The sequence below is a fragment of the Streptomyces viridochromogenes genome (genome assembly GCF_001270495.1).
GTDB lineage: Bacteria > Actinomycetota > Actinomycetes > Streptomycetales > Streptomycetaceae > Streptomyces > Streptomyces viridochromogenes_A.
The window spans coordinates 136,670-157,708 of sequence record NZ_LGUR01000253.1 but is presented as its reverse complement, the minus strand read 5'-3'; the positions used below and the strand labels follow the sequence as shown (position 1 = coordinate 157,708).

The following is a 21,039-nucleotide window of genomic DNA, read 5'->3' as shown; positions in this document are numbered from 1 at the left end:
GGCCGCGCGCGGCGCGGGCGTCACCGGGACGTCACAGACTCGTTCCAGGAGCTTGTGCCACGTCACAGCGTTCTCATGCCTGGCGCGAAGATCGGGGGCGTGACAAGGGAGGAGTGCGGGCATGCGGACTGACATGCACGTGCAGCAGGGAGGGCCCGGGCCGGGGCCGGAGATCTGGGTCCGCGGGCCGGTCCCCCTGCCCGAGGAACCATCGCTCTCCCCTGCCGCCGCCACACCCCGGCGCTTCTCCTGGGTCGGCGTGCACGGCGGAGCGGGTGTCTCCACGCTGGCCGCGGTCTACGGCGGCCACGACTGCGGTCGCGCCTGGCCGGGCCCCTCCGATCCGGGGTCGGTGCTGCTCGTGGCCCGCACGCATGCGGCCGGGCTGGCCGCCGCCCTGGGCGCCGTTGAGGTCTTTCGGCGCGGGGAGGCTCCGCACGGGCTCGATCTCGATGCCGTCGTCCTGGTCGCGGACGCGCCGGGGCGGCTTCCGCGGCCCCTCGCCGAGCGCGTCAAGGTGATCGAGTCGGTCATCGACGTGTACCGGGTGCCATGGGTGCCCGCCTGGCGCCTCGGCGAGCTGGGCGGGCAGCCGCCACGGGAGGCCGGGGCGCTGGCTCGGCTGACGGGGCGCTCCCGCTGAGCTCGGCGAGCCGCCAGGCGGACTCCCCGGGCTCCCCGGGCTCCCCGGGTCCCTCCAGTCCCTCGGCCACCGAGATCGCCTCCGCCGTACGGTCACGGACCCTGCGTGCCGTCGATGTCGTCGCTGCGGCGCTCGAACGGATCGAGCGGGCTGACCCCGTCCTGTCCGCCTTCATCGAGGTGTGGGGCGAGGAGGCGCTTCGGCGGGCCGGGGAGGTGGACGCGCGGGTCGACGCGGGTGAGCGGCTCCCGTTGGCCGGCGTGCCGATCGGGGTCAAGGGACGGCACGGGCTGCGGACAGCGGGGCCGCTGCTCGCGGCGGGGTGCGTGGCGGTCGGCGCGACATCCGTTCCGGGGCCGGGAACTCCCTGGCAGACCTGGGGACTTGGCCGCCACGGCCGTACGGTCAACCCCTGGCGGCACGACCGGACGCCCGGCGGCTCCTCGGCCGGGTCCGCGGCGGCGGTGGCCGCGGGGCTGGTACCGCTCGCGACCGGGAGCGACGGGGCCGGGTCGGTGCGGATTCCGGCGGCGTGGTGCGGGGTCGTCGGATTGAAGGCCGGCAACGGACGGTTGCCGGCCGCCGACCGCACGGGGCTGATGGCGCCGGGGGTGCTCGCGCGGTGCGTGGGGGATGTGGTGGCGTACTGGGAGGTGGTGTCGGGAGAGGCCGTGTGGGAGAAGGCGGTGTCGAGGGACGGGGCGCTGGGTGGCGACGGACGATCCGGTTCCGGTTCGGGCGCCGGGCTGGTCGACCGGGGCCACGCGCAGGCCAGCCGGGGCCAAGGATCAGTCAGCCGGGGCCAAGGCCCGGTCGGCCGGTCCGACGCCCCCGCCGCCGTATGGTCCCCGGACCTCGGCTTCGACTCCCCCGACCCGGACGTCGTAGCCGTCGCCCACGCCGCGGCCGTACGACTCGCGGAGGCGGGCGCGATACGGCTCGTACGGCCGCTGGATCCGCTGCGCCTCGACGACCCGGCCCCGGCATGGCTCGCGCTGCGGGCCCCGGACTCCGACCCCGCATCTTCCGCCGCATCCGCATCCGCCCTCGACGCCCACCGGATCCGGGCCGCGAACGACAGCCGCCTGGCCGCCCTGTTCAGCGAGGCTCGGCTGCTGCTGACGCCGACCGCACCTACTTCGCCGCACGGCCACGACGGCCCCGGCGAGCGCTACTCCACGGCGCTCACCTGGGCGTTCAACCTGAGCGGGCATCCGGCGATGAGCATCCCGGCGGGGTTCGGGCCGGACGGCTGTCCCGTCGGGCTCCAGTTGGTGGCGGCGCACGGTGAGGAGGCGCTGCTGCTCGCAGTGGCCGGGGTGGCGGAGGGGCATATCGGACCCTGGACATCTACATGCGTGCGCATATAATGCACATGCGATTAGTTGTCGCACGCCGACCATATGGCCCGGTGCCGCCGGGCCGACCGTTTGGGGGACCCATGACCCGCCGCTTCCTGTTCGTCCTCGGCAGCAGCCGCTCCGACGGAAATACCGAGCTGCTGGCCCGCAGGGCCGCCGAGCAGCTGCCCGAGGGTGTCGAGCAGCAGTGGATCGACCTCGCCGCGCACCCGCTGCCCGACTTCGAGGACCTGCGGCACGACAGCGACCATGTGCGCCCGACGCAGGGGAACGTGGCGCTGCTGTTCGACGCGACGCTCGCGGCGACTGACGTCGTGATCGCCTCGCCGCTGTACTGGTACTCGGTGTCCGCCCACGTCAAGCGCTACCTCGACTACTGGTCGGGCTGGCTGCGCACCCCCGGAGTCGACTTCAAGGCGACCATGGCCGGGCGCACCCTGTGGGGCGTCACCGTGCTCGCCCACGAGGAGCAGGAGGTCGCCGACCCGCTGGTCGGGACGCTCAGCAACTCCGCCGCGTACATGGGGATGCGCTTCGGTGGAGTGCTGCTCGGCAATGGCAGCAAGCCGGGTGACGTACTGAACGACGCCGAGGCCCTGACCCGCGCGAAGACGTTCTTCGCAGAGGAGGCCCCGCTCGCGCGCTTCCCGTACGAGACCGACTGAAGCCGTTCCGAAGAGCGGGCGGCAACGCCCGGAGAGCCAGCTGTGCTGTCCGGACAGCACAGCTAGGCCGTGACGTCCTTCGCCGTGAACCTCGCCCACGCCGCCGAACCGAACACAGCGGCGTAGAGGGCCTGGATCCCCAGGTTCTTGACGAGGTCGTCCCAGTAGACGGGTTCGCGCATCAGATCGGCGAAGGACAGCCAGTAGTGCGAGAAGAAGTACGGCTGGATCGCGTGGAGCTGGGGGATCTGGTCGAGGATCTGGATCGTGATCAGCAGACCGACGGTCGTCGCCATCGCCGCGATGCCGCTGTTGGTCAACGTCGAGACGAACAGGCCGAGGGCTGCCACCCCTATGAGTGACGCGGCGACGACCAGGGCGATCAGCAGGGCTCTGCCCAGCCCCTCCGCGAAGCTGATCCGCGTGCCGGAGATCGTCGTCAGGTCGCCGAGCGGGAAGAGCAGCGCGCCGACCGTGAGGGCCGAGACCGCGACCACGAGGGTGGCCACCAGGCAGAAGGCCATCGTGGTCGCGTACTTGGTGAGGAGCAGACGGGTACGGCCGGCGGGGGCGACCAGGAGATAGCGCAGGGTGCCGGCGTTCGCCTCGCCCGCGATCGCGTCGCCCGCGATGACGCCGATCGCCATGGGCAGGAAGAACGGGAGCGTCGCGGCCAGCGCGGTGAACACCAGGAACAGTCCGTTGTTGGTGATCTGCGAGATGAACGCCGGGCCGCCGCCCTGCGGGCCACCGCCGCCCGTCGACCCGCCGTCACCGGTCTCGATCTTCACCGCGATCCCGACCAGGATCGGCACGGCGGCCAGGACGGCGAGCAGCGCGAGGGTGCGCCAGCGCCGGAAGGTGGTGAGCAGTTCGCTGCGAAGGAGGCCGAAGGTCCACAAGGGGCTGACCTTCCTGGCTTCCCTTGCCTCCCTGACCTTCCCGGCCTTCCCAGCCCCTTCGATCGCGCCGCCCTGCTCGACTGCTTCAGCCTGCGACATCGAACCCCTCCCCCGTGAGTGCCACGAACGCGTCCTCCAAGGAGGCCCGTTCGACACCGAAGCCACGCACCCGCACCCCGGCGGTCACCAACGCCGCGTTGACGTCGGCGAGATCACGGTCCGGCGGCTGCTCGGCGGTCACCCGATCGTCGGTGATGACGACGTCACCGGCGCCCTGCTCCTTCAGCACCCGGGCCGCGTCCCCGGTGTCGGGCGTGGTCACGACGAGCCGACCGCGGGTCCCCGCCGCCAGGTCCGCCACCGCGCCCTGGGTGATGAGCCGGCCCTGCGCCATCACGGCCGCGTGCGTACAGACCTGTTCGATCTCGTCGAGGAGGTGGGAGGAGAGGAAGACCGTCGTGCCGTCGGACGCCAACTCCCTTATCAGGGCACGGATCTCGCGCATGCCCTGCGGGTCGAGACCGTTGGTCGGCTCGTCGAGGACGAGGAGCCGGCGCGGCTGGAGCAGCGCGGCCGCGAGCCCCAGCCGCTGCTTCATGCCGAGCGAGTACGCCTTGGCCTTCTTGCCGCCGGCGGCCGTCAGACCCACCCGGTCCAGCGCGGTCGCCACGCGGGTGCGCCGGGTGCGCGGATCGGCGGTCGGGTCGGCGGCGTCGTACCGGATGAGGTTGTCCCGGCCGGAGAGGAAGCCGTACAGGGCGGGTCCCTCGATGAGCGCGCCGACATGCGGCAGTACGGCGCGCGCGGCCCGGGGCATGGGCTGCCCGAGCACGCGCGCGGTGCCGGCGGTGGGCTCGATGAGGCCCATCAACATGCGGATGGTGGTGGTCTTGCCGGAGCCGTTCGGGCCGAGGAAACCGAAGACGCTGCCCGCCGGGACGGTCAGATCGAGACCGTCCACGGCGAGCTGCCCGCCGCGGTAGCGCTTGGTGAGCGCACGGGTGGCGATCACCGTGTCGGCGAGGTCGCCGGCCTGACCGGTCCGATCGGCCAGACCGACCGGGCCGACCTGATCTGTGGGACCGGCCAGACCGGCCTGATCGACAGGACCGGCCGGACCGGCCCCGTCGGCCTCCGCGGCGGGCAGTTCCTCCATGCGTTCCTCTGGCTCCTCGGGCTCCTGGGGCACCTCGATCGCGGTGCCCCACGGCGGCCGGTGGCTACCGGTGCCGGTTCACTTCCCGGAGTCGGCCGCCTTCACGAGCGCGTCCTTGTCGACCGCGCCCACATAGACCTTGCCGTCGTCCGTGATCAGGGCGTTGATCAGGCGGGTCTTGAAGACCGTGCCCGAGCCGAACTTCCCGGTGACCTTGTCGCCCAGGGAGTCGAGGAAGCCGCCCATGTCGCCGCCGACCTCGGCGCCGGAGGGGATGCCCTCGCCGCCGGTGTCGAAGACGGCCACGGAGTTCCAGCCCTCGCCGATGACCTCGGGACCGCCCTCGGCGCCCTTGCCGTGCTTGCCCTCGGACTTCAAGCCGCCGAGTTCCTTGTCGAACTCCTTGCGCAGCTCGTCCTCGGACTTCGAGGCACCGCGCTCCCCGGCCTTCCCCTCCAGCTCGCCCTCCTCCGTGACGGTCGCGCCCTTGGGCGGGGTGAAGTCGAAGGTGGAGGCGGCGGGCTTGGCGAAGCTGACCTGGGTGAAGCCCGCGTCGATCACTGCCGAGCCACCGCTCGACGGGGTCAGCGTGAACTTCAGCGGCATGCCGGTCTTGGCGTCCACGGCCACGATGATCGCACCGACCGTGGTCCCGGACTGCTTCGGCTTGATGAGCAGCCGGTACGCGTCCCGGCCCGCGACCTGAGCGGTGCCGTCGACGGTGACGGACGTGGTGTCGTCGACCGCCTTCAGCGCCTCCTCGGCGAAGTCCTTGGGCGTGGCGGGAAGGTCTTCCTTCTTCTGCTCGCCCTTGGCCTCCTCGGCGGTGCCGTGGAAGACCTCGTTCGACTTGCTGTCGTAGCCCCAGATGTCCTTGCCGTTGTGAATGAGGCTGTACTCGGACGCGTTCTCCAGCAGGGAGAGCTTCTGCCTGTTCTCGCCGTCGAGGGCGACGCGCAGCGTGTGCGTGCCGGACGCCAGCTCGGTGAGCTTGGCCGACGGATCGGCGGCCGACCCGTCACCCGAACCCGAGCCCGAACCCATCGCGCCGGAGGCGAAGCTGGACTCCAGCCCGCCGAGGTCGGGCAGCCCCAAATCAGTGGTGATCTTGAAGGTGCCGGACAGCTGCTGCACGTCCGACTGGCCGATCTTCTCTATGAGTTGTGCCGCGGTGATCTCCGGCAGGTCCGGGTCGCCGGAGTCGGCGAGCGCCGGGACGAGCCCGATGGTCGCCGCGGCGACTCCCACCACCGCGACCGGGACGACGTACCGCGCGGCCTTGCGCCGCCCCGAGGGCAGGTCGTCGACCTCCCCGGTGCTCGTACTGTCGTCGGATTCGTACGGTGCCATGTGTGCCTTACCTCCGTCGTCGGCGGCGGCTGCTGCTGCTGCTCTTCTCGTTCCTCGCCCGCGAGTCTTACGACCCCGCACTCGTCCACCCCTGAGCCGCCATTCTCACCCGAATCAGTGAGGAGTGGTGTTTTCCGTGCTGTCCATCTGACCAAATCCGCCAGCAAGATTCGTCAGCCTTCGGAGCCAACTCGGCGTACACCTGGGGTATGACACACGGAGGCGGCGCCTCCCCCAACCCGTAAGGGTCGACGAGGAAGACGCCGCTGTGCGTTGCGCGCCGGCGGGCGGATCAGCCGTTGATGAAGACGTAGTCGGCCTGGTAGGGCACCCCGACGACGGCGCCGGGCGTGCAGGAGCCGGCCGGGGCGACGCCGCCGACGGTGTTCAGCCGCAGGATCTCGGCGGTGTCGGCGAGCAGTCCGTGGTGCTTGCCGGACTGAGTGGCCTTCAGGTCGAGTTCGGGGATGTTCCCGTCACCGTTCGGGGTCCTGGAGATGACGGCCCCGGTGACCGCACTGCCGTCCGGCGCGATCCACTGCGGCGTACCGGAGTTGGGCGCGACGAAGGAGTGCGCGATACGGCCGCCGAGTACGGCACTGACGTCCCGCTGGGCGAAGGCGTACCCGCCGCCCTCGGCCGGCTTGCACTGGTAGATCTGCTTGCCCTTGACGACGGACGCCTGGAAGCTGTGGAGCGCGTCCCGGAAGTCGAACTCGGCGACGGTGACCTTGTGAAGCTGACCTCGGACGGCGCCGCCCGGGAACTCGGCGGTGTGGAGGTTGGCGTAGAACGAACTGGGCTCGGCCTTCAGGGCGTTGAGCAGGGCGGCGTCCTTCACCGTGACGGTGCCGGTGAGGCGGTGCCCCCTGTCCTTGGCCTCGCCCTTGCCCCTGCCCTCGCTCCTGTCCAGGAGGGCGCCGAAGTCGACCTTGATGCCGCCGTTGGTGCCCTTGGCGCCCTGGTGGATGTGGAGGGCGGTCGGCTCGCCGGTGCCGCGCCAGGTGACGGCGACGGACACCTTGTCGCCCTTGACCTTCACGAACTGCAGGGCGGCGCCGTCCTTGTCCCCGACGGCGGGCCCACCCGCGACCGGGACCTCGTTCGCGCCGCGAAGACCGGCGGCGAGGACAGTACCCCCGGCGCCCCCGCTCAGGGCCCCACTCTGGCTCACGATCCCCTGAGCACCGCCTCCGGCGTGCCCCGCGTGGTCGGCGCGGTCACCTCCGGCGGCGAAGGCGGGAATCACCGCGGCGGCGACCCCACCGGCGGCGGCCACAGCGACAGCGGTGACGATCAGGCTCTTACGGCGCTTCGAGGACGTCGTCTTCATGCCCATGATTCTGTTTTCTCCCCGTATGACAGCTGACACCCCCTGCGTCAGCTTCTGGGCAGGCATACGGAGGCGATCTCACTTTGGACTCAGTCCAGCATTGTGACGTGCATCACCTTCGCGGCCCGTCTGGCGAGCGATCTTTCAGCCCGTCCGGCGTTGAGGACGAGGCCGTAGGCCGAAGCGGGGTTCCAGGGGGCGGCAGCCCCCTGGCGGGGTCGAAGGGGCGGAGCCCCTTCAAGGGATGGGACGAGTAGGGGCGGCGGGGGCGACCTAACCGGCCCGATGCACAACGGCGTCGCACAACTCCATCAACGCAGCCTTGGCATCAATGTCCGGCAACGGCGCCAACGCAGCCCGCGCATCCTCCGCATACCGCACCGTGTCCCGTCGAGCCTGCTCCAACGCCGGATGCACCCGAAGCTGAGCCAACGCCTCCGCAAGCCGCGCGTCGTCACTCAGGTCGGAGTCCAGCAACTCGCACAACGCGATGTCCTCCGCCAGCCCCAACCGCTCGGCCCGCTCCCGCAACCGCAGCACCGGCAGTGTCGGAATCCCCTCCCGGAGATCCGTACCCGGCGTCTTCCCGGACTCATGGGAGTCGCTCGCGATGTCCAGTACGTCATCCGCCAGCTGGAAGGCGACCCCCAGCCGCTCCCCGTACTGGGTCAGCACATCGACCACCGTCTCGTCGGCGCCCGACATCATCGCGCCGAACCGGCACGAGACCGCCACCAGCGACCCGGTCTTGCCGCTCAGCACATCGAGGTAGTGCTCGACCGGATCCCGGCCGTCCTGCGGCCCCGCCGTCTCCAGGATCTGCCCGGTGACCAGCCGCTCGAACGCCTCGGCCTGTACCCGCACCGCCTCGGGCCCGAGGTCGGCGAGGATGTGCGAGGCGCGCGCGAAGAGGAAGTCCCCGGTCAGGACGGCGACCGAGTTGCCCCAGCGGGTGTTCGCGCTGTCGACGCCCCGCCGCACCTCCGCCTCATCCATGACGTCGTCGTGGTACAGCGTCGCCAGATGGGTCAGCTCCACCACCACCGCCGACGGCACGACCCCCGGCGCATACCGGTCCCCGAACTGGGCAGTGAGCATCACGAGCAGCGGCCGGAACCGCTTTCCACCCGCCCGCACCAGATGCTGGGCGGCCTCGGTGATGAAGGGGACCTCACTCTTGGTGGCTTCGAGCAATCCCTCCTCGACAGCCGCCAATCCGGCCTGGACATCGGCTTCCAGAGCCTGGTCCCGCACGCTCAGCCCGAACGGCCCGACGACGGTCACGAGGGATCTCCTGTCTGCTGGTGTCTACTGGCGGTTACACGGTTTGTCGATAGGTCGCTGCCATCACTCAAGTCAGCGTATCCGGTCACGTTTCGATCACCGATGCCGCCCACCCGTCCACCACGGGCGGTATCGGATCACGGCGGGTATGTTTTTGATCACCTGATAAGGCCGGATATCCATCGACTTATAGGGAAGTAGCGGCCCGTGTCCCGAACGGAAGTCGATATCCAGCCCGCGAGCGAGCCGCCGCCGCGCGACGACCATGCCTTCTTCGGCCAGCCCCGCGGCCTCCTCACACTCTCCGGCCTGGAGGTCTGGGAACGGTTCTCGTTCCTCGGCATGCAGGCCATCCTCGTCCTGTACTTCGCCGACACGGTCGCCCACGGCGGACTGGGCATGTCGGCCGGAACCGCCGCTTCCGTCTCCGCCGCCTACGGCACCCTCGTCTATCTGGTCTCGGTCGCCGGCGGCTGGCTCGCCGACCGTATCCTCGGCTCGTACCGCGCAGTGCTGTGGGGCGGCATCCTGATCGCCTGCGGCCACTACGCCATGGCGGTGCCGACCGCCGGCATGACCTGGGTGGGTCTCGGTCTGATCAGCGCGGGCACAGGGCTCCTCAAGCCCAACGTCGCCACCATGGTCGGCAAGCTCTACCGCACCGACGACGACCACCGTGACGCCGGCTTCGCGCTCTACTACATGGCGATCAACATCGGCGCCTTCGCGGGCCCGCTCATCACCGGCTGGCTCGGCGACCACAAGGGCTGGCACTGGGGCTTCTCGGCGGCCGCGATCGGCATGACGTTCGGCTTGGCCCAGTACGTCCTCGGCCGCCGCCACCTCGCCGGACGCAAGCACGCCGCGGAGTTCGCGCCGGCCCCGCCTTCCCCCACGCTCGAACGCGCTCGCGCGGGCGGACTCGCATCGCGCCGGACGATCCGCCTGATCGTCGCGGGCCTCGCCGCCACCGCCGCGATCGCCGTCCTCCTCGCCGCAGCCGGCTGGCTCACCATGGACCGCTTCGTCGACCTGCTCACCCTCGTCTCGGTGATCGCGCCGGTCGTCTACTTCGCGGTGATGTTCTCCAGCCCGCGCGTGACCCCCGAGGAACGCGGTCGCCTCCGCCCGTACGTCGTCCTCTTCCTCTCCTCGACGGTCTTCAACTTCATCCTGTTCCAGGCGTACTCGACGATGATTTTGCTGGCCTCGACGAACGCCGAGACATCGATCCTCGGCTTCGACTTCCCCGCCGGCTGGTACGCCTCCGCCCTCGGCGCCTTCGAGGTCGCCCTCGCGCCCGTCGTCGCCGCGCTGTGGGTCCGCATGGGGCGCGGCCAGCCGCACGCGTCCAACAAGATCGCCGTCGGTGTCGTCCTCGGCGGCCTGTCCTTCCTGCTGCTGGTGCTCCCGACCGCCGGGCACTCCTCCGACGACTACCTCATGTCCGTCTGGTGGATCGTGGGTTCGTACCTGCTGCTCGGCCTCGGCGACGTCCTGCTGGAGACCTCCGGCATGTCGGCCACGACCAAGCTCGCCCCGGCCGCCTTCGCCAGCCAGACCATGTCCCTCTGGTTCCTGTCCCTCGCCCTGGCCAACGGCATCCAGGCCCAGACGGTCAAGCTCTACGACGACGTCTCCCAGCCCGCCTACTTCGGCGTCAACGGCGCGATCGCGGTGGCCGCCGGGCTCGCCGTGATGGCCGCGACCCGCTGGCTGCGCCACACGATGCACCCCGTGCGCTGACCCGACACCACCCACGCCGTGCACCGACCCGACACGACGACCGCCGTGCACCGACCTGACACGATGCACCCGGTGCACCGACCCGACGGGGATCCCGCCCATGCGCATCCGTACGTCCTTCCCCTACGAGACGACCCACCACGACCTCCGTATCCCGCTCCCGGACGGGACCCTGCTGTACGCGCGCGCGTGGCGCCCCCTGACGGACGAGCCCGTACCGGCGCTCCTCGAATACCTGCCGTACCGCCTCACCGACTGGACGGCCCCCCGCGACCACCAACGCCACCCCTGGTACGCCGGCCACGGCTACGCCTCCGTGCGCGTGGACATCCGCGGGCACGGCAACAGCGAGGGCATGCCCACGGACGAGTACTCGGCGACGGAACTGGCCGACGGGGTCGAGGTGGTCAACTGGCTGGCGGCCCAGCCCTGGTGCAACGGCAAAGTCGGTATGTTCGGCATCTCCTGGGGCGGCTTCAACTCCCTCCAGATCGCGGCCCTCGCGCCCGAGCCGCTCAAGGCGATCGTCACGGTCTGCTCGACGGACGATCGCTATGACAACGACGTGCACTACATGGGAGGTTCCGTCCTCGCCGTGGATATGCACGCCTGGGCGTCGACCATGCTCGCCTTCGTCGCCCGCCCGCCGGATCCGCTGTATGTCGGCGACGCCTGGCGGGACATGTGGCTCAAGCGGCTGGAGTCCGTCGAACCGTTCCTGCACACCTGGCTAGGCCATCAGACCCGTGACGACTACTGGCGCCACGGCAGCGTCTGCGAGGACTACGGCGCGATCGACGCCGCCGTCCTGGCGGTGGGCGGCTGGCACGACCCGTACCGCGACACGGTCCTGCGCCTCGTCGAGCACCTGCCCGCCGACCGCGTCCGCGGGCTGATCGGCCCCTGGTCGCACCAGTACCCCGACCGCGGCCTGCCGCCGGGCCCGGCGATCGGCTTCCTCCAGGAGACGCTGCGCTGGTGGGACCACTGGCTGAAGGGCGAGGACACGGGCGTCATGTCCGAGCCCCTGCTGCGCTCCTACGTCAGCGACTCCCACCCCCCGGCCACGGTGTACCCCGCGCTGCCCGGCCGCTGGGTCGGCGAGCCGGCCTGGCCCTCCCCCCATGTGCGCACGGTGACGTACGCCTTCCAGGGCGCCCCCGTGCTGGTGCGCTCCCCCATGCACACCGGCATCGACGCAGGCCGTTTCTTCCCCTTCGGCAACGACGCCGACCTGCCGCCCGACCAGCGGGAGGAGGACGCGCGCTCGGGGTGCTTCGAGTTCGAAGTGGGCGAGGAGACCTGGGTGCTGGGGCGGCCGAAGGTGCGGCTGCGGCTGACGTCGGAGGTGCCGCGCGGGCAGGTCGTCGCCCGGCTCTGCGACGTGGCGCCGGACGGTTCCTCGACCCTGGTCACGCGGGGCGTGCTGAACCTGTCGGCGCGCCACGGCCGCGATCGCGCGGTGCCGTGGGAGCCGGGCGCCACCGAGGACGTGACCTTCGAGCTGAACGGCATCGGCCACGCCTTCCCGCCCGGTCACCGCATCCGCCTGGCCGTCTCCTCCGCGTACTGGCCGTGGATCTGGCCCCAGCCGGACTCGGCAGCGGGCTTCGGTCTGGAACCGGCGGGAAGCTCGCTGGAACTTCCGGTACGCGCACGTGCGTTGAACGAGTCGGCGGACACCTCATCGCCGGACGAATCAGCGGCGGAGGCATCAGCAGACGGCACAACGATCACCTTCGAGGAACCGGAGCAGGCAGAACCGCTCGGCGTGAACTCCCCCATCACGCTGGACGAGCCACGCCCCGAGCGGCTGGTCGTGCGGGACGTGGCCAAGGGCGAGTGGCGCCTGGAGGTCGACCCCCGGTACGGCGGCACGCGCGTGTACCCCGACGGTCTGGAGTTCACCGAGGACGCGCTGGAGACGTACACGATCAACGAGTCGGACCCGCTGTCGGCCCGCACCCGCTCGGAGTGGTCGATCCGTCTGCACCGCCCGGAGCAGGCATGGGACACGACGGTGCGCACCCGCTCGGAGATCAGCTGTGACCGGCATGACTTCGTCGCCTCCAACGAGGTGGTCTGCCTGGAGGGCGAAGAGGTACTTTTCCACCGCACATGGGAGAAACGGACTCCACGGACGGCCGGTTAAAGGCGAGTTGGATTCATTGTCCGATTTGCCGCTCTTGTGGATGCCAGTGAGTTGGGTCACGCACACCCGGCCGCCCACTCCAGCCGGCACCCCACGTCCTCCCTTGCTTCACACGCAAGTTGAGGCTTGGCAACCGCAAAGGATCAAGCGCCCCATACACCCCAGACCATGGTCAACCGGCACGACAGGTGGCCACGGCACTTGTTCCGGGCATGTGCTCTCGCATACGTTCCCGCTCAGTCGGGCGGACGCCGAATCCTGCCGCCGCCCGAGTCATCCACCCACGGAACTCACAGACGTACGGCAGGAGCGGGGGACCCAGGTAAGCGCCGGACCGGCCGCCTTGATGGCGCACCGGACCGGCTAGGGGTGAAGTCGCGCTGCCGTACGGCAGCACGGCCGGGCATCTCCCGCCCGAACCCGACAGCTCACCTCGCAGGCGCCGGAGAGGAACAGCGCCATGCCCCGAGGCAAGCACCGCCGCCCCCGCACCAACCCGCTCACCCGCCGTGTCGCCATGGCCGGCACCGGTACGGCCGCCCTCGCACTCCCGCTGCTGAGCGCCACCGCCGCGAGCGCCGCCCAGCCGGCCCAGGCCCCCGCCGCCGCCCAGGCCGCGCCCCAGTCCGCGCCCTCCGCGGCGAAGGCCAAGACCATCACGTACACCACGAAAAAGGGCGATTCGCTCTACGGCATCGCGGACCGGTACGACGCACAGGGCGGCTGGAAGCAGCTCTACAAGGACAACCGCAAGGCCATCGGCGACAACCCCCGACTGATCCACCCGGGCGTCGACCTGCAGGTCCGGGCGACCAAGAAGGCCGACGCGCCGACCAAGGCGGCCGACAAGGCGGCCGCTCCCGTCAAGAAGTCCGCCGTCGCCCAGGCCACCCAGTCCTCGGTGAAGACGTTCCCGAACAACCTCGACGGCTGGATCCGTAACGCCCTGGACATCATGGGCCAGAACGGAATTCCCGGGTCGTACGAGGGCATTCACCGCAACATCATGCGCGAGTCGTCGGGCAACCCGCAGGCCATCAACAACTGGGACTCCAACGCCGCGGCGGGCACCCCGTCCAAGGGCCTCCTCCAGGTCATCGACCCCACCTTCGCGGCCTACCACGTGCCGGGGACGGTGTACGACCCCTTCGACCCGGTCGCGAACATCACGGCCGCGTGCAACTACGCGGCCGCGCGTTACGGCTCGATCGACAACGTGAACGGGCCCTACTAAGCCCACCGCGGGACAAACGTGGCCATTTCATCCCTACGGGACGAAATCGGCCAGAGTGTCCGCGAACAGTCTCTCGAGGACGACGGCGATGCCGTCGTCCTCGTTCGAGAGGGTGACCTCGTCGGCGACCGCCTTGAGTTCGGGGTGGGCGTTGGCCATGGCCACCCCGCGGGCGGCCCAGTCGAACATGGGGATGTCGTTGGGCATGTCCCCGAAGGCGATGGTCTCGTGCGCGCCCAGGCCGAGATGCTCGGCGGCGAGCGCGAGACCGGTCGCCTTGGTGATGCCGCATGGTTGGAGTTCGACGGTCCCGGGCCCGGACATGGTGACCGTCGCGAGGGAACCGACGACCGATCGCGCCGTCGCCGCCAACTCGTCGTCGGACAGGGTGGGATGGCGCAGCAGCACCTTGCTGATCGGCTCGCACCACAGGTCGTCGCGGTGCTGGACGCGTACGGCGGGCAGGGTGGGGTGGGGCATCAGGTACCCGGGTTCGATGAGCGTCAGCCCGTCGACGCCGTCCTGGTCGACGGCCGCGTACACCTCCCCGACCTCGGCCTCGATCTTGCCGAGCGCGGTCTCCGCCAACTCCCGGTCCAGGGTGATGGACCACAGCAGACGGTCCGCGCCGGCGTCGTACAACTGCGCGCCCTGTCCGCACACCGCGAGCCCCCGGCTGCCCAGGACGTCGAGGAGCGGCCGCACTCTGGGCGCCGGCCGCCCTGTCACGACGAGGTGCTGCGCACCGGCCGCCGCGACCTGCGCGAGCGCGTCGAGGGAGCGGTCGGAGAGCGTGTCGTCGCCTCGGAGCAGCGTCCCGTCCAGGTCAGTGGCGATGAGTGAATATGCGATGGGTGGGGCCATGATCAGAGAATACGGACAGGAAGCCCCATCGACTCGACGTGAACCGGACGGCTGCTGTGTTCACATGTGTTGACACCTGTTCCGGTTCGGATTCTGTTTCAGCCTGCGCAACTTCCTTCCGCTTGTTGCGATTTCACTCCCACGTGGTCCGTCGGCCGTGTCAGCATCCCGCAACGGGGGCGCCTCGGCCCCGGCCGGTACCGCGACCTGGTGATTCGCCGACCTCGGCGACGCGAGTTCCGCACTGCCCAAGACCGGCACCTCACCCGTAACGTGTGGCCCGACCACATGGCACGGAGCGTATGAGAGTGAGGCAGCACCCCATGCCCCCCTTCGATCTCCCCGAGGGCGACCCCTTCGGCACGCACAACCTTCCGTACGGCGTCTTCTCCCTCCCCGACTCGGACCCCGCACGCCGGGTCGGCGTCCGGCTCGGCGACCACGTCCTCGACGCGGGCAAGGCGGCCTACGCGCTCGGCTCGCCGTACGCCCCGCTGCTCGCCCAGGACTCCCTGAACCCGCTGCTCGCCGCGGGCGCCACCACCTGGTCGGACGTGCGTCGCGCCCTGACGGCGTGGGTGACGGTACCGGCGCACCAGAAGGCCATCGCGGACCTGCTCCACCCCTTGTCCTCCGTGACCCTGCACCTCCCCTTCGAGGTCGCGGACTACGTCGACTTCTACGCCTCCGAGAACCACGCCCGGAACGTCGGCCAGATCTTCCGCCCCGACGCCGCGGACTCCCTCACCCCCAACTGGAAGCACCTACCGATCGGTTACCACGGCCGCTCCGGCACGGTGGTCGTCTCCGGCACAGACGTCGTACGCCCGTCGGGCCAACGGAAGGCTCCCGCCGACCCGGCCCCTGTCTTCGGCCCGTCGGTCCGCCTGGACATCGAGGCCGAGGTCGGCTTCGTGGTCGGGACGCCGTCGGAGATGGGCAAGCCGGTGACGCTGGGCGACTTCCGGGAGCACGTCTTCGGCCTGTGCCTCCTCAACGACTGGTCGGCACGCGACATCCAGGCCTGGGAGTACGTCCCCCTCGGCCCGTTCCTCGGCAAGTCCTTCGCCACGTCGGTGTCGGCGTGGATCACCCCGCTGGACGCGCTGGAGGAGGCGCGGGTGGCCGCGCCGGAACGGACACATCCCCTGCTGCCGTACCTGGACGACTCCGGCTCCGAAGCCGAACCCGGCGGCTACGACCTGCGCATCTCGGTGTCCATCAACGGCCACGTGGTCTCCGAGCCCCCCTTCTCCACCATGTACTGGACGGCCGCCCAGCAGCTCGCCCACATGACCGTGAACGGCGCCTCCCTCCGCACCGGCGACCTGTACGGCTCGGGCACGGTGAGCGGCCCCACGGAACGCGAGCGCGGCTCGTTGCTGGAGCTGACGTGGAACGGCCGAGACCCTCTCGAACTCCCCGACGGCAAGCGGACGTTCCTGGAGGACGGCGACGTGGTGACCCTGTCCGCCTGGGCTCCCGGGCCGGGTGGGGTTCGGGTGGGGCTGGGCGAGGTCACCGGGCAGGTTGTAGCAAGCGATTGACACAAGACCCCGGGAGACCGCATCTTGTACTCACCGCTTAATACAAGCGGTGAGTACAAGTCTGCGTACACGTCATCTCCACGGGGGTCCACCTTTCTCATGCTCGAACTCGATTCACCACCATCCGCGACGGCGCCCGCGTCCCGCGTACCTCTCGACCGCTACGCCCGCTGGGCCGGCCTGGCCGTCGGAATACTGGCCACCCGCTGGCTGCTGCCCCTGAACAACGGGGAGGGCGCCCTCTACGCCATCCTCACCTTCGGCCTCTGCGCGGTGGCCGGAGTGCTGCTCGGCGACGTGCTGACCGCACCGCGCCGGGGCGCCGTCCGTACGGCGGGCCTCACCCCACGCCGGGTCCGCGACTACGTTCCGCCTCGCATGACCGTCCTGCTACTCGGCCTCGCAGCCGCGCTGATCGTGTTGCTGATCACGGCAGCCTCGGTGGCGTCCCGGGACGACCTGGGCCGTGCGGGACGTGCGTTCACCGTGACTTGCGGCGGCGTGACTCACTCGCACACCCCTTGGCCCGGCCTCTACTACGGCCTTCCCGTCCTGGCTTCCCTCGCCCTCTCCACCGCCGCCTGCGGCTGGTCCCTGCGGCGCATCGCGACCCGTCCCGGCGACGAACAGTCCCGCCGCGACCGGGCGTTGGCGATCGTCGCGGCATGGGGGTTGGTGGTCTCGTCGGCCCTGTTCGGCGTGGCCTCGACGGTGTCCGGTGCGCTGATGAGCACGACGTGCGACGGCGCGGCGGGGGTCGTGGGGAACTGGACGGTGTGGCCGCTGGGACTGCTCGCCCTGCTCACGGCACCGTGGTGCCTGTTCACGATCGTCTCGCCGCGGGCCACGGTATGGCGGGGCCGACGGTCCGGCACCAGCGGGACCGGCCGCCGGTGAGCGGGGCGGCCCTGCGCATCGACACGACCAGTCCGGTCCCGCCGTACGAACAGATCCGCTCCCAGCTCGCCGCGCTGATCTCCACCGGTCGCCTTTCGGAGGGTGAACGCCTGCCTACGGTACGGCAGTTGGCCGCCGACCTGGGGCTGGCCGCGGGAACAGTGGCACGGGCGTACCGCGAGCTGGAGGCAGCCTCCCTGATCCGCACCCGGCGAGGCGCGGGCACCCGCGTCGCCCCGCTCCCCGAAGGCGCCCACCGCCCGGATCGAGCCGAACTGGCGGCACTGGCAAGGCGGTTCGCAGCGGAGGCACGCGCACTGGGAGCGCAGGACACAGAGGTGGTCGCGGCGGTCCAGGAAGCCTTGCGGGAGTAAGGGGAAGCCTCGCGGGAGCGTGGGGTGCCAGCGGCGCTGTTCCTCTCCGAGGCCCTGCGGGGGCAGGGGGTGGTGGTCCGGGAGGCGCTGCGAGGGTAGGCGGAGGTGTCGGGGTCCGCGGCCCGCACGGGTATGCCTCGGTGCACTGCACGGCAGGCGGCCGGACACTGGCCGAGACGGGCTACGCACAGTGTCCCGAGGCGAGTTCGGCGACTCTTCACCGCTGACTCCGGCGACCGTCACCGTCATACTGGCTGGCGGTGGCATGCTCCTCGCCCACCGCCCCGCACGTCCGCCCGCGCACCTCCCCTGACCAGGATCCGGAGCCTCCGGCATGACCTTCTGCCTGCTCCTGTTGAGCACCGTCGCTCTGACAGCAGCCGTGCCCGTTCCGCGTGCGCTGACCCGGGCCGCGTGGCCCGAACGGGAACCCGTGGTCGCGCTCTGGGTGTGGCAGTGCCTGGTCGCCACGGTCCTGCTGTGCTGCTTGACGGCCCTGGCGCTGGGCACCGCCGCCGTCTTCGGCACCGTACGCGCGCAGCTCTTCGCCCCCGCGCCGCCGGCGGTGACCGCGGCGTACGACCTCTCGTCCGCGCCGGCCTGGGCTGCCATCCTGACCCTGCTCCTGGCCTGCGGTGCCGCCTGGACGACCGCGATGCTGGGCCGCGAACTCGCCGAGGCCCGCCGACGCCGCAGCCAGGCCCGGGCCCACCTGCTCGAACGCGCTCCCGACCTGCCGGCCGGCCTGCCCGCGGCGCGGGGCCCCCTCCTGGTCCTGGAGGACGAGTACCCGGACGCCTGGTGGATGCCCGGCAGCCCGGCCCAGCTGATCGTCACCACCGGCGCCCTGCACCGCCTCACCGACCACCAGCTCGACGCGGTCCTCACCCACGAACGCGGCCACGCCCGCGCCCGCCACGACTGGCTCCTCCACCTCTCGACCGCCCTCGCCACCGGCTTCCCCCGTATCCCGCTGTTCGCCCACTTCTGCGACCAGACCCACCGCCTGGTCGAACTGGCCGCCGACGACACGGCGTCCCGTCGTTGCGGTCACCTGACGACGGCTCTGGCCCTGATCGAGCTCAACCAGCACCGCGGCGTCCTCTCCTGCGCCTCCACCCACCGCCTCCTGGGCGAACGCGTCAACCGCCTCCTCCAGCCACCTCCGCGCCTGGGCCGCCGCCACCGGGCGTTGACCACGACGCTGGCCGCGCTGGTGCCCTTGCTGCCGCTTCTGATCACGTTCGCGCCCGGGCTGACGGCGTTGTCGTGACCGTTGTGCCGGACGGCTGAGAGGCGGGCCGCTCTCCTCCCGGCTAGGCCCAGTCGTCCGGCTCAGGCTCCGGCTCCATCTCGGGCCAGTCGTCCGCCCCGTGATCGGTCACGGGTGCCGCATCGCCCACCGCACCGGCATCGGAGTCCCCACGCATCGAGGCCAGCACCTCCAGCACGCCTTCCCCGTACGTGGCCAGCTTCTTCTCGCCGACCCCACCGACGCTCCCGAGCTCCCGCACAGACGCGGGCCACACCGTCACGATCTCCCGCAACGTGGCGTCATGGAAGATCACATACGCCGGAACCCCCTGCTCCCGAGCCTGCTCGGCGCGCCAGGCCCGCAGCGCCTCGAAGGCCGGCACCAGCTCCTCGGGCAACTCGGCCACCGCGGCCTTCGCCTTGCGCTCACCGCGCCCGGAGCCCGCCGATCCCGACCCCGACGACGACCGCGAGGTCACCGGCTTCTTCGGCTCCTTCCGCAGCGGCACGTCCCGCTCCCGCCGCAGCACCGTGCCACTGGCCTCGGTCAGCACGAGCGTCCCGTACTCCCCCTCGACCGCGAGCAGCCCCTGCGCCAGCAACTGCCGGATGACACCCCGCCATTCGCCCTCGCTCAGCTCCTCGCCGATGCCGAACACGGACAGCTGGTCGTGGTCGAACTGGATCACCTTGCCGGTGCGCTTGCCCAGCAGGATGTCGACGATCTGCAACGCGCCGAACTTCTGCCCGCGCTCGCGCTGCAGCCGCACGACCGTCGACAGCACCTTCTGCGCCGCGATCGTGCCGTCCCAGGTCTCCGGCGGTGTCAGGCAGGTGTCGCAGTTGCCGCAGCCCGCCGCGTCGGGGTCCTGGCCGAAGTAGGCGAGCAGCTGTCCGCGCCGGCACTGGGCCGTCTCGCACAGCGCCAGCATCGCGTCCAGGTGCGAGGCGGCCCGGCGCCGGAACCCCTCGTCGCCCTCGCCCGACTGGATCAGCTTGCGCTGTTGTATGACGTCGTTGAGGCCGTAGGCCATCCAGGCAGTGGAGGGGAGTCCGTCGCGGCCGGCACGGCCCGTCTCCTGGTAGTAGCCCTCGACCGACTTGGGCAGGTCGAGGTGGGCGACGAAACGTACGTCCGGCTTGTCGATGCCCATCCCGAAGGCGATGGTCGCGACCACGACCAACCCCTCCTCCCGCAGGAAACGGGACTGGTGCGCCGCGCGCGTGCCCGCGTCCAGGCCCGCGTGGTAGGGAACCGCCTCGATGCCGTTGCGGCTCAGGAACTCGGCCGTGGCCTCCACGGACTTGCGGGACAGGCAGTACACGATGCCCGCGTCGCCCGCGTGCTCCTCGCGCAGGAAGCTCAGCAGCTGCTTCTTCGGGTCCGCCTTCGGCACGATCCGGTACTGGATGTTGGGCCGGTCGAAGCTCGCCACGAAGTGCCGGGCCGTCGGCATGTTCAGCCGCTGGGTGATCTCCTGGTGCGTGGCGTGCGTGGCCGTGGCCGTGAGCGCGATCCGGGGGACGTCCGGCCAGCGCTCGCCGAGCAGCGAGAGGGCCAGATAGTCGGGGCGGAAGTCGTGGCCCCACTGGGACACGCAGTGCGCCTCGTCGATCGCGAACACCGCGATCTTGCCGCGCGACAGCAGGTCCAGTGTCGAGTCGAGCCGCAGCCGCTCCGGCGCGAGGTAGAGCAGGTCCAGCTCGCCCGCCAGGAACTCCGCCTCCACCACGCGCCGCTCGTCGAAGTCCTGCGTGGAGTTGACGAACCCGGCCCGCACACCGAGTGCCCGCAGCGCGTCCACCTGGTCCTGCATCAGCGCGATGAGCGGCGAGACGACGATGCCGGTACCCGGCCTGACCAGGGACGGGATCTGGTAGCAGAGCGACTTCCCGCCGCCGGTCGGCATGAGTACGACGGCGTCGCCGCCGGCCACCACATGCTCGATGACGGCTCCCTGCTCGCCGCGGAAGGCCTCGTACCCGAAGACCCGGTGCAGCGCGGTCAGCGCCTCACTGTCGCCCGCCTGTGCCGCATCGGTCACCCTTGGCATCTCGCTGATCACGCCCGTCGCACCCATCGTCGTGTCCCCCGTACGTCGTCCCTCGACCACTGCCTCCACGATAGGGGCCGCCACCGACAGCACCGGAGTTATCCACAGGCTCACGCCTCACCCGTTCGTGATCGGCCGACCACCTTGAGTGACCGGCGAGCGGTCGGGCCTCTCCACAGCACAGCGGCCCGGCATCCCGCGAGGGAAGCCGGGCCGCTGGTGT

General features: G+C 70.8%; 17 protein-coding genes and 1 riboswitch. Of the genes, 10 read left to right on the top strand and 7 right to left on the bottom strand.

Translation table 11 applies throughout. The features are described from left to right. The first annotated feature begins 121 nt into the window (after positions 1-121). From ADK36_RS41310 to ADK36_RS41300, 3 genes are all read left to right on the top strand, one after another. Positions 122-643, top strand: coding sequence for a DUF6668 family protein (locus ADK36_RS41310; RefSeq protein WP_048583050.1), 522 nt, complete (start codon positions 122-124; stop codon positions 641-643). Next, the gene (locus ADK36_RS41305) at positions 553-2,013 is read left to right on the top strand and encodes an amidase (protein ID WP_425315456.1); all 1,461 of its coding nucleotides are present in this window, start codon (positions 553-555) and stop codon (positions 2,011-2,013) included. The genes ADK36_RS41310 and ADK36_RS41305 overlap by 91 nt, the downstream gene beginning before the upstream one ends. 71 nt (positions 2,014-2,084) lie before the next feature. Beyond that, complete coding sequence (locus ADK36_RS41300) at positions 2,085-2,669, top strand: flavodoxin family protein (protein ID WP_048583049.1); 585 nt, start codon at positions 2,085-2,087, stop codon at positions 2,667-2,669. A gap of 62 nt (positions 2,670-2,731) precedes the next feature. Here ADK36_RS41300 and ADK36_RS41295 read toward each other — a convergent pair whose 3' ends face one another. The 5 genes from ADK36_RS41295 to ADK36_RS41275 all read right to left on the bottom strand — a co-directional run bounded on the left by ADK36_RS41295 (position 2,732) and on the right by ADK36_RS41275 (position 8,694). Next, positions 2,732-3,670 (bottom strand): ABC transporter permease, encoded by a 939-nt coding sequence (locus ADK36_RS41295; protein WP_048583048.1) that lies wholly within the window; start codon positions 3,668-3,670, stop codon positions 2,732-2,734. Next, on the bottom strand, positions 3,657-4,727 hold the full coding sequence (locus ADK36_RS41290) for an ABC transporter ATP-binding protein (RefSeq protein ID WP_199830358.1): 1,071 nt from the start codon (positions 4,725-4,727) through the stop codon (positions 3,657-3,659). The genes ADK36_RS41295 and ADK36_RS41290 overlap by 14 nt, the downstream gene beginning before the upstream one ends. Positions 4,728-4,805: 78 nt before the next feature. After that, on the bottom strand, positions 4,806-6,077 hold the full coding sequence (locus ADK36_RS41285; protein WP_053201274.1) for a LolA family protein: 1,272 nt from the start codon (positions 6,075-6,077) through the stop codon (positions 4,806-4,808). A gap of 292 nt (positions 6,078-6,369) precedes the next feature. Beyond that, a complete protein-coding gene (locus tag ADK36_RS41280) occupies positions 6,370-7,416 on the bottom strand; it encodes a CHRD domain-containing protein (protein WP_053201272.1) in 1,047 nt (348 codons plus the stop codon). A gap of 267 nt (positions 7,417-7,683) precedes the next feature. After that, positions 7,684-8,694 carry a polyprenyl synthetase family protein gene (locus tag ADK36_RS41275; protein ID WP_030046296.1) on the bottom strand — a complete coding sequence of 337 codons (1,011 nt, stop codon included), beginning with the start codon at positions 8,692-8,694 and terminating at the stop codon, positions 7,684-7,686. Between the two features lie 207 nt (positions 8,695-8,901). On the opposite strand from ADK36_RS41275, the gene ADK36_RS41270 reads away from it, so the two are divergent. From ADK36_RS41270 to ADK36_RS41260, 3 genes are all read left to right on the top strand, one after another. Continuing rightward, positions 8,902-10,440, top strand: coding sequence for a peptide MFS transporter (locus ADK36_RS41270; protein ID WP_053201270.1), 1,539 nt, complete (start codon positions 8,902-8,904; stop codon positions 10,438-10,440). Between the two features lie 100 nt (positions 10,441-10,540). Further along, the gene (locus tag ADK36_RS41265; protein WP_053201268.1) at positions 10,541-12,592 is read left to right on the top strand and encodes a CocE/NonD family hydrolase; all 2,052 of its coding nucleotides are present in this window, start codon (positions 10,541-10,543) and stop codon (positions 12,590-12,592) included. Between the two features lie 272 nt (positions 12,593-12,864). Then, a riboswitch (cyclic di-AMP (ydaO/yuaA leader) is annotated at positions 12,865-13,047 on the top strand. Between the two features lie 5 nt (positions 13,048-13,052). Next, positions 13,053-13,826, top strand: coding sequence for a transglycosylase SLT domain-containing protein (locus ADK36_RS41260; RefSeq protein WP_053201265.1), 774 nt, complete (start codon positions 13,053-13,055; stop codon positions 13,824-13,826). A gap of 33 nt (positions 13,827-13,859) precedes the next feature. On the opposite strand, the gene ADK36_RS41255 is transcribed toward ADK36_RS41260, so the two are convergent. Further along, entirely contained in the window at positions 13,860-14,690 is an 831-nt protein-coding gene (locus ADK36_RS41255; protein WP_048583042.1) for a Cof-type HAD-IIB family hydrolase, read from the bottom strand. A gap of 323 nt (positions 14,691-15,013) precedes the next feature. Between ADK36_RS41255 and fahA the strand changes: the two genes are divergently transcribed. From fahA to ADK36_RS41235, 4 genes are all read left to right on the top strand, one after another. Beyond that, positions 15,014-16,237: a fumarylacetoacetase gene (fahA, locus tag ADK36_RS41250; protein ID WP_048583041.1), complete on the top strand. Its 1,224-nt coding sequence runs from the start codon at positions 15,014-15,016 to the stop codon at positions 16,235-16,237. Positions 16,238-16,336: 99 nt separating this feature from the next. Continuing rightward, positions 16,337-17,134, top strand: a complete 798-nt coding sequence (locus ADK36_RS41245) for a hypothetical protein (protein ID WP_053201263.1) — start codon at positions 16,337-16,339, stop codon at positions 17,132-17,134. Continuing rightward, the gene (locus tag ADK36_RS41240) at positions 17,131-17,508 is read left to right on the top strand and encodes a GntR family transcriptional regulator (RefSeq protein WP_048583085.1); all 378 of its coding nucleotides are present in this window, start codon (positions 17,131-17,133) and stop codon (positions 17,506-17,508) included. The genes ADK36_RS41245 and ADK36_RS41240 overlap by 4 nt, the downstream gene beginning before the upstream one ends. A 334-nt stretch (positions 17,509-17,842) precedes the next feature. Further along, entirely contained in the window at positions 17,843-18,781 is a 939-nt protein-coding gene (locus tag ADK36_RS41235; protein WP_048583039.1) for a M56 family metallopeptidase, read from the top strand. Between the two features lie 43 nt (positions 18,782-18,824). On the opposite strand, the gene recQ is transcribed toward ADK36_RS41235, so the two are convergent. After that, positions 18,825-20,843: a DNA helicase RecQ gene (gene recQ / locus ADK36_RS41230; RefSeq protein WP_048583084.1), complete on the bottom strand. Its 2,019-nt coding sequence runs from the start codon at positions 20,841-20,843 to the stop codon at positions 18,825-18,827. Positions 20,844-21,039 lie beyond the last annotated feature (196 nt).